The organism is Symbiopectobacterium sp. Eva_TO, from assembly GCF_053848865.1.
This window is the reverse complement of the sequence record NZ_JBSPEY010000004.1, coordinates 4,216,253-4,229,668: the sequence shown is the minus strand read 5'-3', so window position 1 is coordinate 4,229,668 and position 13,416 is coordinate 4,216,253. Positions and strand designations below refer to the sequence as shown.

At 54.8% G+C, this 13,416-nt stretch carries 10 protein-coding genes and 5 pseudogenes; 13 read left to right on the top strand and 2 right to left on the bottom strand.

All coding sequences use genetic code 11. From position 1 onward, the window contains the following. The first annotated feature begins 52 nt into the window (after positions 1-52). The 12 genes and pseudogenes from lolC to ACWWJF_RS24680 form a co-directional block, all read left to right on the top strand. Positions 53-1,255 carry a lipoprotein-releasing ABC transporter permease subunit LolC gene (gene lolC, locus ACWWJF_RS24735; RefSeq protein ID WP_455870827.1) on the top strand — a complete coding sequence of 401 codons (1,203 nt, stop codon included), beginning with the start codon at positions 53-55 and terminating at the stop codon, positions 1,253-1,255. Beyond that, positions 1,248-1,955 (top strand): lipoprotein-releasing ABC transporter ATP-binding protein LolD, encoded by a 708-nt coding sequence (gene lolD, locus ACWWJF_RS24730; RefSeq protein WP_455870826.1) that lies wholly within the window; start codon positions 1,248-1,250, stop codon positions 1,953-1,955. Before lolC ends, lolD begins: the two co-directional genes overlap by 8 nt. Beyond that, positions 1,952-3,199 carry a lipoprotein-releasing ABC transporter permease subunit LolE gene (gene lolE, locus ACWWJF_RS24725; RefSeq protein WP_455870825.1) on the top strand — a complete coding sequence of 416 codons (1,248 nt, stop codon included), beginning with the start codon at positions 1,952-1,954 and terminating at the stop codon, positions 3,197-3,199. Before lolD ends, lolE begins: the two co-directional genes overlap by 4 nt. A gap of 52 nt (positions 3,200-3,251) precedes the next feature. Next, a complete protein-coding gene (gene nagK, locus ACWWJF_RS24720; protein WP_455870824.1) occupies positions 3,252-4,166 on the top strand; it encodes an N-acetylglucosamine kinase in 915 nt (304 codons plus the stop codon). 79 nt (positions 4,167-4,245) lie between these two features. Continuing rightward, a complete protein-coding gene (cobB, locus tag ACWWJF_RS24715) occupies positions 4,246-5,076 on the top strand; it encodes a Sir2 family NAD+-dependent deacetylase (protein ID WP_455871259.1) in 831 nt (276 codons plus the stop codon). A gap of 123 nt (positions 5,077-5,199) precedes the next feature. Continuing rightward, on the top strand, positions 5,200-6,210 hold the full coding sequence (btuC, locus tag ACWWJF_RS24710; protein ID WP_455870823.1) for a vitamin B12 ABC transporter permease BtuC: 1,011 nt from the start codon (positions 5,200-5,202) through the stop codon (positions 6,208-6,210). 23 nt (positions 6,211-6,233) lie between these two features. After that, positions 6,234-6,785 carry a glutathione peroxidase gene (locus tag ACWWJF_RS24705; protein ID WP_455870822.1) on the top strand — a complete coding sequence of 184 codons (552 nt, stop codon included), beginning with the start codon at positions 6,234-6,236 and terminating at the stop codon, positions 6,783-6,785. Between the two features lie 39 nt (positions 6,786-6,824). Then, positions 6,825-7,571: pseudogene (btuD, locus tag ACWWJF_RS24700) on the top strand (vitamin B12 ABC transporter ATP-binding protein BtuD). Between the two features lie 138 nt (positions 7,572-7,709). Next, positions 7,710-8,177, top strand: coding sequence for an NlpC/P60 family protein (locus ACWWJF_RS24695; RefSeq protein ID WP_455870821.1), 468 nt, complete (start codon positions 7,710-7,712; stop codon positions 8,175-8,177). 57 nt (positions 8,178-8,234) lie between these two features. Next, the gene (locus ACWWJF_RS24690; protein ID WP_455870820.1) at positions 8,235-9,260 is read left to right on the top strand and encodes a lipoate--protein ligase; all 1,026 of its coding nucleotides are present in this window, start codon (positions 8,235-8,237) and stop codon (positions 9,258-9,260) included. 164 nt (positions 9,261-9,424) lie between these two features. Beyond that, positions 9,425-9,622, top strand: a pseudogene (locus ACWWJF_RS24685) (transposase); the annotation flags it as partial. A 210-nt stretch (positions 9,623-9,832) separates the two neighbouring features. Further along, positions 9,833-10,812, top strand: a pseudogene (locus ACWWJF_RS24680) (IS3 family transposase); the annotation flags it as partial. A 27-nt stretch (positions 10,813-10,839) separates the two neighbouring features. Here the strand turns inward: ACWWJF_RS24680 and ACWWJF_RS24675 are convergent. Both ACWWJF_RS24675 and ACWWJF_RS24670 read right to left on the bottom strand, forming a co-directional pair. After that, positions 10,840-11,237 (bottom strand): annotated as a pseudogene (locus tag ACWWJF_RS24675) (ChuX/HutX family heme-like substrate-binding protein); the annotation flags it as partial. Positions 11,238-11,441: 204 nt separating this feature from the next. Continuing rightward, positions 11,442-12,103: pseudogene (locus tag ACWWJF_RS24670) on the bottom strand (3-deoxy-7-phosphoheptulonate synthase). Positions 12,104-12,226: 123 nt separating this feature from the next. Between ACWWJF_RS24670 and ACWWJF_RS24665 the strand changes: the two are divergent. Then, positions 12,227-13,395 (top strand): IS3 family transposase gene (locus tag ACWWJF_RS24665; protein ID WP_455868400.1). Its coding sequence is split into 2 segments (ribosomal slippage): positions 12,227-12,482 and positions 12,482-13,395, totalling 1,170 coding nucleotides; the frame shifts between segments, so codons are not numbered across the junction. The last annotated feature ends 21 nt before the right edge of the window (positions 13,396-13,416 follow it).

The window sequence follows — 13,416 nt, the reverse complement described above, 5'->3', positions numbered from 1 at the left end:
CCTTTATTATCCTTGATCACTTTGCTTTAGCAACCTTATCCAGACGGATTTCATGTATCAACCTGTCGCTTTATTTATTGGCCTGCGTTATATGCGTGGGCGAGCATCGGATCGCTTTGGGCGATTTGTCTCCTGGTTATCGGCCATTGGCATCACGTTAGGCGTCATGGCGCTGGTGACCGTATTGTCGGTGATGAACGGATTTGAACAGGAGCTTGAGGAGAGCATCCTGGGATTGATGCCGCAGGCGGTGGTGACCACAGCGAGCGGTTCACTCGACCCACAGGCATTGCCTGCATCATCGTTGAGCGCCTTACAGGGCATAACGCGCATAGCGCCAATCACCACGGGCGAAGTGGTGTTGCAAAGCGCGCGCAGTGTGGCAGTCGGAGTCATGCTGGGCATTAATCCCGATGAACCCGAGCCTTTGTCGCGTTTTTTGAAAAATACCTCGCTCACTCAACTTCAAGCGGGTGAATACCAGGTGATCCTTGGCGAGCAGTTGGCCTCTCAACTTGGGGTCAAACGCGGTGAACAACTGCGTATTATAGTCACCGGTGCCAGCCAACTCACGCCAATGGGGCGCATTCCCAGCCAGCGCTTGTTTACCGTAGCAGGTACCTTTGCCGCAGGTAGTGAAGTGGATGGTTACCAGATGCTGGTGAATCAGCAGGATGCGTCGCGTCTGATGCGTTACTCTACCGGGCACATAACCGGTTGGCGCCTGTGGCTGGAAAACCCGTTGGATATTGTGGCGTTCAGTGCGCAGCCGGTGCCACAAGGATTGGTGATGAAAGATTGGCGTGAGCGCAAGGGCGAACTGTTTCAGGCCGTTCGCATGGAAAAAAATATGATGGGGCTGTTGTTGAGCCTGATCGTCGCCGTCGCGGCGTTCAATATCATTACGTCGTTAGGGGTGTTGGTGATGGAAAAGCAGGGTGAGGTGGCCATTTTGCAAACGCAGGGGCTGACCCAACGCCAGATTATGGCGGTGTTTATGGTACAGGGGGGAAGCGCCGGGGTGGTTGGTGCTCTTTTGGGCGCAGTGCTCGGTACGCTGTTGGCTAGCCAGCTTAATACGCTGATCCCGGCATTGGGGCTGTTGCTGGATGGTGCCGCGCTACCCGTTCATATTGATGCGGTGCAGGTGGTGACCATCGCGCTAGTGGCGATGATCGTTGCCCTGCTGTCTACCCTTTATCCTTCCTGGCGCGCCGCCGCCGTTCATCCCGCAGAGGCTTTACGCTATGAATGATTCCCTGTTGTTGCAATGTAATGATCTGTGCAAAACCTACCAGGAAGGGAAACTGTCCACCGAAGTGCTGCGTCATGTGACATTCAGCATGCAGGCCCGCGAAATGATGGCGATTGTCGGTAGTTCCGGTTCGGGGAAAAGTACCCTGTTGCATCTGCTGGGCGGGCTGGATGCGCCCACCAGGGGTGATGTTATCTTCAAAGGTCAGGCGCTCAGTGGGCTCTCCGCCGCCGCTAAATCGGCGCTGCGCAACCGTGAACTGGGCTTTATCTACCAGTTTCATCATTTATTGCCGGATTTCACCGCGTTGGAAAACGTGGCGATGCCACTTCTGATTGGCAACACGCCGCCCGCGCAGGCGCAGGATCAGGCGCGCGCTATGCTGGCCGCCGTGGGTCTGGATGCACGGCGCGAGCACCGTTCCAGCGAATTGTCCGGCGGGGAGCGTCAGCGCGTGGCCATCGCCCGCGCGTTGGTGAATAACCCGTCGCTGGTGCTGGCGGATGAGCCTACGGGTAACCTCGATCAGCGCACGGCGGATACAATTTTTGAACTGCTGGGCGAGTTAAACGTGCGTCAGGGCACCGCGTTTCTGGTGGTGACTCACGATTTGTCGCTGGCTGCGCGTTTGCGTCGCCAGCTGGAAATGCGTGACGGGCAACTTCAGCAAGAGTTAACCCTGATGGGAGCCGCGCAATGAGTTTTCCCCCGCTCTCCCTGCTGATTGGGCTGCGTTTTAGCCGGGGCCGTCGGCGCGGTGGCATGGTTTCCCTGATTTCGGTGATCTCCACCATCGGTATTGCGCTCGGGGTGGCGGTGCTGATCGTCGGCCTCAGCGCCATGAACGGCTTCGAACGTGAATTGAAAAATCGTATTTTGGCAGTGGTGCCTCATGGTGAAATGGAACCGGTCAATCCGCCCTTCACGGGCTGGCAGAACATGTTGCCTAAAATTGAGCAGGTGCCTGGCATCGTTGCCGCTGCGCCCTATGTGCATTTTACTGGGCTGCTGGAGAGCGGTGCCAGACTGCGCGCGATACAGATGAAAGGCGTCGATCCGCAACAGGAACAACGTCTCAGTACTTTGCCAACGTTTGTGGCAGGAAATGCGTGGGCCAATTTCAAAGCGGGTGAACAGCAGGTTATTCTCGGCAAGGGCGTTGCGCAGGCGCTTGAGGTGAAAACTGGGGATTGGGTGACGGTGATGATCCCCAATAGCGATCCGCAAATGAAGCTGTTGCAGCCGAAGAGCATTCGCCTGCACGTGAGCGGTATTCTGCAACTTAGCGGGCAACTCGATCACAGTCTGGCGTTGATCCCGTTGGCTGACGCGCAGCAGTATCTTGACATGGGCGATGATGTCAGCGGCATTGCCATCAAGGTCGATGACGTGTTTGCCGCCAGCAAACTGGTGCGTGACGCGGGGAAAGTGACCGACACCTATATCTATATTCGTGACTGGATTGGCACCTACGGTTACATGTACCGCGACATCCAGATGATTCGGACTATCATGTATTTAGCGATGGTACTGGTGATTGGCGTTGCCTGTTTTAACATTGTTTCCACGCTGGTGATGGCGGTGAAAGACAAAAGCAGCGATATTGCCGTATTGCGTACCTTGGGGGCGAGCGACAGGCTGATCCGTGCCATTTTCATCTGGTATGGACTGCTGGCAGGCCTGCTTGGCTGTTTGATCGGTGCCGTGATCGGGGTGGTGGCGACGCTACAACTGAGTGCGATCATGCGCGGGATTGAATCGCTGACCGGACACCATTTTCTGTCGGGCGATATCTATTTTATCGATTTTCTGCCGTCAGAATTGCACATGATTGATGTGGTTTTGGTGCTGCTCACCGCCGTGGCGTTGAGCTTGCTGGCCAGTTGGTATCCGGCGCGGCGCGCCAGCCGTATTGAGCCCGCTCGCGTGTTAAGCGGGCAATAGCGCTACGGCCACTTGCAATCGCATAACCTATTCAGCCACAGAGGAGTGAGCCATGTATTATGGTTTTGATCTGGGCGGCAGTAAGATTGAAGTCGGCGTCTTTGATGCGGATATGAGGTCCGTATGGCAAAAACGGGTGCCTACGCCGCGTAATGACTATGATGCATTGCTGGCGGCCTTTGCTGCACTCACGCAGGAAGCCGATGCGTTGACGGGCAGACAGGGGACCGTCGGCGTCGGCATTCCCGGTATGCGTGGCGGGGATGATGGTGCGCTGTTTACTGCTAACCTGCCTGCAACCATGGGAAAACCACTACAGGCGGATTTGCAACGCCTGTTGCAGCGTGATGTGCGCATGACCAACGATGCCAACTGCTTTGCCCTTTCGGAAGCTTGGGAGGGGGAATTCCGTCAGTATCCTGTGGTGTTGGGGCTGATCCTTGGCACCGGTGTCGGTGGCGGTCTGGTGATTAATGGCGAAGTGATTGATGGTCGCAACGGCATTACTGGCGAATTCGGCCATTTCCGGCTACCGGTGGATGCACTGGATATTATGGGGGAAGATATCCCTCGGGTGAAATGCGGCTGTGGTCAATCTGGCTGTATTGAAAACTATATTTCTGGCCGAGGTTTTGAATGGCTTTATGCGCATACCTATGGCGAAAGTCTTAATGCTGTCACCATTATTCGCCACTATCGGGCAGGTGAAGCAAACGCGCTGGCGCACGTCGATCGCTATATGAGCGTGCTGGCGGCCTGCGTGGGGAATCTGTTGACAATGTTTGACCCCCATTTGCTGGTGGTGGGCGGTGGGTTGTCTAACTTTGATGAGATCTATCAGTTTCTCCCGACGCGGTTACCTGATTATTTGCTGCCGGTTGCGCGCTTACCGCGCATTGAGAAGGCGCGCTATGGTGATGCTGGTGGCTTTCGGGGCGCGGCCCTGCTGCACTTTTCTTCGCAGTAGTTTTTTTAGCGGTAAACTCTTATTGGCAATCAAGCAGGCAGAGTTAGACACTTTCCACCCAGCTTTCACAGGAGCAGACATGCATACGCGTCAAAGGATGATTCGGTTTCATCAAGGAAAGCGACTGCGTCAGCAGCGTCTGCGTTCACGTATTTTCCATAAGGATTATCTGGCGGTGAATGAATCAAAAAGCCCGCGCGTGGTGGTTCTGACCGGCGCGGGGATTTCAGCGGAATCCGGCATTCGCACCTTTCGTGCGGCGGATGGCCTGTGGGAAGAGCACTGGGTAGAAGATGTCGCCACGCCGGAAGGATTTCAACGCGATCCGCAACTGGTGCAGGCGTTTTACAACGCGCGCCGCAAGCAGTTGCAGCAGCCAGAGGTAGTGCCCAACGCAGCGCATCTGGCGTTAGCCAATCTTGAGGCGGCGCTCGGAGATAACTTCCTGTTGGTGACGCAAAATATCGATAATCTGCACGAGCGTGCGGGCAGCCAACGGGTTGTTCATATGCACGGTGAATTGCTCAAGGTGCGCTGTTGCCAGAGTGGACAGGTTATCGACTGGACCGGTGATATCGCTGCTGATGAACGCTGCCACTGTTGCCAGTTTCCCGCGCGACTGCGCCCGCACGTGGTGTGGTTCGGAGAAATGCCTCTTGGTATGGAACGTATCTATCAGGCGCTGGCGCTGGCCGATTATTTCATCGCTATCGGAACATCCGGTCATGTTTATCCGGCAGCGGGATTCGTTCATGAAGCGCACACACATGGTGCTTACACCATAGAACTGAATCTCGAGCCGAGTCAGGTTGAGAGCCAGTTTGATGAAAAAATCTACGGCGCGGCGACAGAAGTGGTGCCAGAGTTTGTCGGCGCTTGGTTGACAGGGCGGCGTAAAGTGGCGTTTTGATCGCTACTCGGCACCTGGAATGCCTTAGCGAGATGAACGGCGTGCAGTGACGCTACACGAAATGACGGTCGAGTTAAGCAGAGTTGAGTTTGCGGGTGTGACCGCAGTGTACAGGATAGCGTTATGCAGTCATTGAACAAGGGATACTCGCTGTTACGTTTACGCCAGCGTTATCACGACCGTCAACGCATCGTGGTGTTGGCGCTACTGGCGGCGGTGACCGTGATCATCGGGTTATGTGCTGGCGATCGTTGGGTGATGCCCTGGTCATGGTGGGATGATGCCCAGCGTGTTTTCATCTGGCAGTTGCGTATGCCGAGAACGCTGGCGGTGATGCTGGTGGGGGCGAGCCTAGCGATGTCAGGGGCCGTGATGCAGGCCATTTTCGATAACCTACTGGCAGAGCCGGGCTTGCTGGGTGTTGCTAATGGCGTTGGCGTGGAGCTTGGCGTCCTGCTGGGACAGGGGTTGCAACCCGTCTGGGTGCTGAGTGTTGGTGCAATTGTTGGGGCGCTAGCCACCACATTCTTGCTATTACATTTTGCCCGACGTCACATTTCCAATGCGCGTTTGCTGCTGATTGGCGTAGCGCTGGGGATTGTGTGCAGCGCAGTGATGACCTGGGCCGTCTATTTCATTACCAGTCTGGATCTACGCCAACTGATGTATTGGATGCTGGGCGGATTCAGCGGCGTTGACTGGCGCTACGGGTGGTTGATGGTGGCATTGCTACCTTGTCTGGCGTGGCTAAGCCGTCAGGGACAGACGCTCAACCGTCTTTCGCTGGGTGAGATTCAGGCGCGGCAATTGGGGATCTCTGTTTATCGCTGGCGTAACCTTCTGGTGCTGGCAGTGGGCATTCTGGTGGGGATTAGCGTTGCGCTGGCCGGTGTTATCGGGTTTGTCGGGCTGATTGTCCCCCACGCGCTGCGCCTGATGGGGTTGACCGATCAACGCTACTTGCTGACGGGCTGCGGGCTGGCGGGTGCCATGACGCTCTCGCTCTCTGACACCATGGCGCGCGTAATGATTCCCTCGGCCGAGTTGCCCATCGGTGTGATCACCGCGACGCTCGGCGCACCGTTGTTTATCTGGCTGCTGCTGCGCCGGCGTAATCCGGTAAATGTAACCTAATGACGTACAACAGGAAGGTGACTATGAGTAACGACATCTATGCAATCTCGTTGACCACCATTAACGGCGAGGCGACCACCTTTGGCGCTTATCAGGGACAGGTCGCACTGATTGTTAACGTGGCCTCCAAATGCGGTTTAACCAAACAGTACGATGCGTTGGAAAAACTGTATGAAACCTATCGCGAGCGCGGCTTTGTGGTGCTGGGGGTTCCTTCCAATGAATTCGCCGGACAAGAGCCGGGCAGCGACGCTGAGATTCAGGAATTTTGCCGTGCCACCTTTGGCGTGCAGTTCCCGATGTTCAGCAAGATTGAGGTAAATGGCGAGCAACGTCATCCCCTGTACCGTCACCTGATTGCCGCACAGCCCAAAGCTAAAGGAAATCTGCTTAGCGGTTTTTATGAGCGTTTACTCAATAAAGGTCGGGCGCCCAAGCATCCTGAAGATATTCTGTGGAACTTTGAAAAATTCCTGATCGGGCGCAATGGCCAGGTGATTCAGCGTTTCTCTCCCGATATCGCTCCGGATGACAAAATGATTGTTAACGCCATTGATGCTGCGGTGGCCGAGTAATTGTTGACGCAAGAGTTGAAGCATCACGTTCCCTGCGCGCTGCGTCTGACCCACGTCGTCTGTGGGCGGCGTTTACAGCCCGTCAGCGCCTATGCCGGTCGATTGATTCACGTGGTCGGGCCCAATGGCTCTGGGAAAAGCACGTTGCTGGCACGGGTTTCCGGGCTGCTGGACGGCGAAGGGCGTGTGGAACTGGACGGCATGCCGATTGCCGATTTGTCTGCGCGAGATCTGGCGTTGCGCCGCGCTTATCTGTCGCAGCAGCAAAACCCCAGTGCATTGATGCCCGTGTTCCAGTATCTGACGCTGCACCAGCCGAAACAGGTGAGTGTCATGGCGGTCGATGAAGTGGTCGCCCAACTTGCTACACGTCTGATGTTAAAGGATAAATTGACGCGTCCGTTGACGGAGCTGTCCGGCGGCGAGTGGCAACGTGTACGCCTTGCCGCCGTATTCTTACAGGTATGGCCTTCGCTGAACCCTTATGCTCGCCTGTTGGTGCTCGATGAGCCCGCCACAGGTCTGGACGTAGCGCAACGCGTGGCGCTTGATGCCATGCTGAAAGTGTTGTGTCAGGCAGGGTTGATTGTGCTAGCCAGCGCTCATGATTTAAATCACAACTTACAGCAGGATGATGATATCTGGTTGATTTAAAAAAGTAAAATGATTGATGCTGGCGACGCGGCAGACGTCATGCAGCCTGAACGACTGGCCCCAGTTTTTGGCATCGACTTCCAACGTCATCGCGTTGGCGAGAGCGACTGGTTGGTGCCGGTGTCCGAGTAACCGGTCATTTACCGCGTCAGGCTTGCCAAAACAGTGAAATCAACGCTAAATTAGGCTGTAATATCATTCTGATAGCGTGACATTCCCCGCAGGGCGCGGTGAACAACAAAACGAACCGATACTCGCAGGATACCGCAGATGCGCTTGATTCAGGGGTTGCTGATCGCAAGTTTGTTTTTGGTTGGGTGCAGCAGCCACCGCTCTCAACCGCCTAATCCGCGTCTGGGCGACGCCATCATGGTGATAAGCCAACTTAATGAACAGCTCACGCAGTGGCGTGGCACGCCGTATCACTATGGCGGGCTGGATCACCGTGGCATCGATTGCTCTGGCTTTGTCTATTTAACCTTTCGCGATCGTTTCGGTATGCAACTGCCGCGCACCACCGAGGCGCAAACGGAATTGGGTTCCCGCATTGACCGGGACGACCTGTTGCCGGGCGATTTGGTGTTTTTCAAAACCGGTAGCGGCAGCAGCGGATTGCATGTGGGTATTTATGATAAAGACGATCAGTTTATTCACGCCTCGACCAGCCAGGGTGTAATGCGATCGTCATTGGATAATGTCTACTGGAAGCGGGCCTACTGGCAGGCGCGCCGAATCTGATTCCACTCTCAAGTAACGGCTGCCGATGTCGGCAGGTCGTTTGCGCATAGAGCCTCAATGTCTTCACTCCGTTTGTTGCTGTCTGACTCTTACGATCCCGGATTTAATCTGGCGGTCGAAGAGTGCATCTTTCGCCAAATGTCCCCCACGCAGCACGTGCTGTTTCTCTGGCGCAATGCGGAAACCGTGGTGATTGGTCAGGCGCAAAACCCGTGGAAAGAGTGCAACACGCGCAAGATGGAGGAGGATGGCATCAAGCTGGCGCGTCGCAGCAGCGGTGGCGGCGCCGTTTTCCACGATTTGGGCAACACCTGCTTTACCTTTATGGCCGGAAAACCGGGTTACGATAAAAGCGTTTCAACCGCCATCATTCTTAATGCGCTGACCGCGCTAGGCGTAGCGGCTTCGGCTTCAGGGCGGAACGATCTGGTGGTGGATAAGCCTGACGGTGAACGTAAGGTTTCGGGGTCTGCCTACCGGGAAACCAAGGATCGTGGCTTTCACCACGGTACGCTGTTGCTCAATGCCGATCTTTCACGTTTGGCAAATTACCTCAACCCGGATGTGAAGAAATTACAGGCCAAAGGTATTACCTCTGTTCTTTCTCGGGTTGCCAATCTGGTGGAACTGTTGCCGACGGTCGATCATGCACAAGTGTGTGAGGCGGTACGTGACGCGTTTTTTGCCTATTACGCGGATAGTTGCACAGCGGAGCACATCTCACCCGCGCAAATGCCCGATGTTCCCGATGTTCCCGGTTTTCGCGAGCAGTTTGCCAAACAAAGCAGCTGGGAATGGAATTTTGGTCAGGCTCCGGATTTTACCCATACGTTGGATACACGTTTTCCTTGGGGCGGAATTGAACTGCATATGGATGTTGATCGCGGCGTGATCACACGCAGCCAGCTGTTTACGGACAGTCTGAACCCAGCGCCGCTAGAGGCGCTGGCACAGGCTTTGCGGGGCCAGGCTTACCGTGTCCCAGACATTATCGCGGCAGGCGAAGCGCAGTTTGAACAATTTCCCGAGCAGCAATCTGAGCTGCAACAGCTGAATGCATGGTTGGCTGAGAGCATTCGTTAGATACTGACGATCATAGCAGTTTGCTCCCGAGAAGGCCTTATTAAACTCGACTTATTAATTTAAAAAAATATACTGATGTAGCCCCCTGTAACACCAGACAGTAGCTGTATCTCCAGATAAGAGATAGGCTTAGATATATGTCTAACAATCATGCTAATTTTGAAATGACCGGGATCCTGTTAGGGCAAGAAGTCCGTAAGCGTAAAACTCCGCAAGAGAAAATCGCCATCATTCAGCAGACAATGGAGCCGGGGATGAACGTCTCCCATGTAGCCCGCCTGCATGGCATCCAGCCCAGCCTTTTGTTTAAGTGGAAGAAGCAATACCAGGAAGGAAGCCTCACCGCCGTTGCGGCCGGAGAATAAGTGGTTCCAGCTTCGGCGCTGGCGACTGCCCTCAAGCCATATCGTTATACACATCTTTTGGCCATTTTTTGAACAGGATGCTCAGAACCCCGTGAATTAAGGCATTCAAGCCATCCCATTGGCTTTTTGAGGTTCAAAATGCCACTCTGAGATAAACCCGTAACTCATTGATTAAACAGTGCGTTAGAAAGATGTGTATAACGATATGCCCTCAAGCAGGTCCGGGAGCTACAGCGCCTTCTGGGTAAGAAGACGATGGAAGTTGAGATCCTCAAAGAAGCAGTGGAGTACCGCCAGTCGCGAAAATGGATAGCGCACGCGCCCTTGTTGCCAAAGGACGGGGAATAGCTCTGGTCAGCCGCGCCATGAGCGTGTCGCGTGCGCAGCTGTCACTGCGGGTTAACCGTTCTGCCGACTGGCTGGACAGGCGCAGCAACCGGCGTAATGACGAAGCTGATGCTGAGATATTATCGGACATCCTCCGTATCATCAGCGACATGCCCAGTTACGGTTACCGCCGAGTGTGGGGTATCCTGCGTAAGCAACGTCGTGCAGAGGGATTTCCACCGGTGAACGCCAAACGGCTTTACAGGATAATGAGCGAGCATAACCTGCTGTTGTTGCATGATAAAACTGAACGTCCGAAGCGGGAGCATAAAGGCAAAATCGCGGTAGCAGAGAGCGATATGCGCTGGTGCTCAGATGGCTTCGAGTTCGGTTGTGACAACGGCGAGAAGCTGCGGGTGACGTTCGCACTGGACTGCTGCGACCGGGAGGCCATAGACTGGGCAGCGAGCACCAGGGGTTATGACAGTTCAACCGTGCAGGATGTGATGCTGAGGTCGGTGGAAAAACGCTTCGGTAGCGCGCTGCCGGATAAACCAGTGCAATGGCTGACGGATAATGGTTCAGCGTACACAGCGCATGAAACGCGGAAGTTCGCCAGAGAACTGAATCTGGAGCCCTGCACAACAGCAGTGAGCAGTCCACAGAGTAACGGCATGGCAGAACGGTTCGTGAAGACGATGAAGGAAGATTACATCGCCTTCATGCCAAAACCCGATGTGCGAACAGAGCTGAAGAATCTTGCAGCGGCGTTCAATCATTACAATGAAAACCATCCGCACAGTGCGCTGGGATACAACTCCCCAAGAGAATATCGGCGCCAGCGGGCATCGTTAACTTAAGATACAAAAGCTGTCCGGAGATGGTGGGTCAAGATCATGGTCAAAAAATTGAATGCTCTGACGCTCGCCGCGTGCGGTCTCTTCCCGCAGACTGAATGCCACATTCCATTGATGCAAAAACAGGCGAAGATCCAGCGCGTAAGGATTGAGGATCAACCCCGCATGGCCGTCCAAATGTTGATTTTGGTAAACGCCAACCTGTTCGTGCACCGCATAGGTGTTACGCGTGATGGACTTGGTCTGGCCTAACTTCTCCAGCGCCAGCAGCCAGCGCTTGGCATCCCCTTGCAAGCGTTGCGCATCATGACTGACGCGTGCGTCAACACTGCTTCACTGATGCCGAGCGTCGTGGTGATATCACGAGCGTACTGGCGGGGATTGTTGTTTTTGGCTTGCAGGTATTGAGCATAAATCGCGTTCGGCATTGTCTGTTCCTGTGGTCGTTCTGCGATGGATATTATCGTATTAGAAATAATTAACTTAATAAATGAGAATCATTTTCATGTTGCCAAAAGGTGACATCAAGTGAAGATTTCTTAATACGTCGGAAACAGGTAAGCCAGCAGAGGATGATGGAGCGGCAGCGCACGACCAGGAATGACCGTGCGCGGTTGAAAGGCAGTAGGGCGTTAGAAGCGGCTGTCTACCGCATCGGCTAACTGTGCAAGCAGGGTTTCAGTGTCCTGCCAGCCCAGGCAGCCATCGGTAATCGATTTACCGTAAACCAGCGTTTGCGGCGCAGCCAACGGTTGCTGACCTTCAACCAGAAAGCTTTCCACCATAACACCTGCAATGGCGCGCGAACCCGAACGTATCTGTTGACACACATCGGCACACACATCCATTTGTCGCTGGTACTGTTTGTAGCTGTTGCTGTTGGTAGACCAAGCGCGTTGATATCCAGCAGCAGACGGCGTGCCAATGCCAAGCCGTGATTGACCTGATAGCTACCATCAAGGGCTGGATCGGAAATTAACCCTTTCCAGCCGACAACGGTGCGCGGCTTTTCAAAATAGGTGCGCATCACGATTTCCAGCCGATCCTGATAGCGAGCACGCAGCGTAGCGAGCTGCCGCGCATAATCGAGCGCAGCATCAACATCGTGGATGGAACAGGGGCCAACGATCGCCAGCAACCGAGGATCTTTTCCGGGGAGAATATTTTCTATCCTATTTCGTGACATTGTCACGTTTTCTGCAAGCGCAGGTGAAACCGGCAATTGCGCCAGCAGCACCAGCGGCGCGATCAGACGATCGAGCCGCTGGCTGCGTAACTCATCAGTTTTTAACATGCAATATCTCTGCTTACGGGTCGGTCAGGGGGCCGTGTCGCATGGCGGTTTGTAGTGGCACACTGATACTGGCCACCTGATCGGAGGTGATATGCTCACCTCATCAACACGACAGGTGACCTCATGGGTAAACATTTTACGGCGGAATTTAAGCTCGAAGCCGCAAAGCTGGTTGTCGACCACGGCTACACATACGTTAAGGCCGCAGAGGCGGTTAATGTCAGCCATTCTGCCATTAGTCGCTGGGTCAATAAGCTTCGCCTTGAACGACAGGGAAAAACGCCAACGGGACTTCCTCTTACCCCTGAACAGCTCGAGCTGCGTGAGATGAAGAAAAAAGTCCAATGCCTTGAAATGGAGAACGAAATCCTAAAAAAGGCTACGGCGCTCTTAATGTCGGACTCACTCAACGGTTCACGGTAGTCGACAGGCTGAGGGCGCGATACCCGGTCACGGCGTTGTGCCAAACTTTTGAGGTACATCGCAGCAGCTACAGGCACTGGCAGGCTTCCGCTAATGAACCCGACGGTGAGCGCGTGGTTAAGTGTAGTCGCGTCATGGAAGCCTGGAACGCCAGCGGCGGCTCTGCCGGCGCTCGAAGTATCGCGACCATCGTCACCGGCAGCTCCGGTGTCAAAATGGGGCGCTGGCTGGCTGGCAAGCTGATGAAGGAGCTGGGTATCGCCAGCTGCCAGCGACCGGCTCACAAATACAAACGCGGCGGCAATGAACACGTTGAAATACCGAACTATCTCAACCGCCAGTTCGCGGTTACCGCGCCGGATCAGGTCTGGTGCGGCGATGTGACCTACATCTGGACGGGCAAATGCTGGGCTTACCTTGCGGTGGTGCTAGACCTGTTCGCCCGCAAACCGGTGGGCTGGGCCATGTCGACGTCGCCGGACTCGGCGCTGACAGTTAAAGCGTTGCAGATGGCCTGGGAACTCCGGGGACAACCAACAGGAGTCATGTTCCACAGCGACCAGGGCAGCCACTATACCAGCCGTCAATACCGGCAAGCCCTGTGGCGCTGCCGGATAAAGCAGAGTATGAGTCGGCGGGGTAACTGCTGGGATAATGCGCCAATGGAGCGGTTCTTCCGCAGCCTGAAGACAGAATGGGTGCCGACAAAGGGTTACAACAGCTTCAGCGAAGCCCAGGACGCGATTATCCGCTACATCACGGGGTATTACAGCGCTATCCGGCCTCACTGGTATAACGGCGGCTTAACTCCAAACGAATCTGAGCGACTGTTCTACATACAGTCTAATGCGGTGGCCAATATTAGTTGACCACTACAGTTCGTCTTGCAA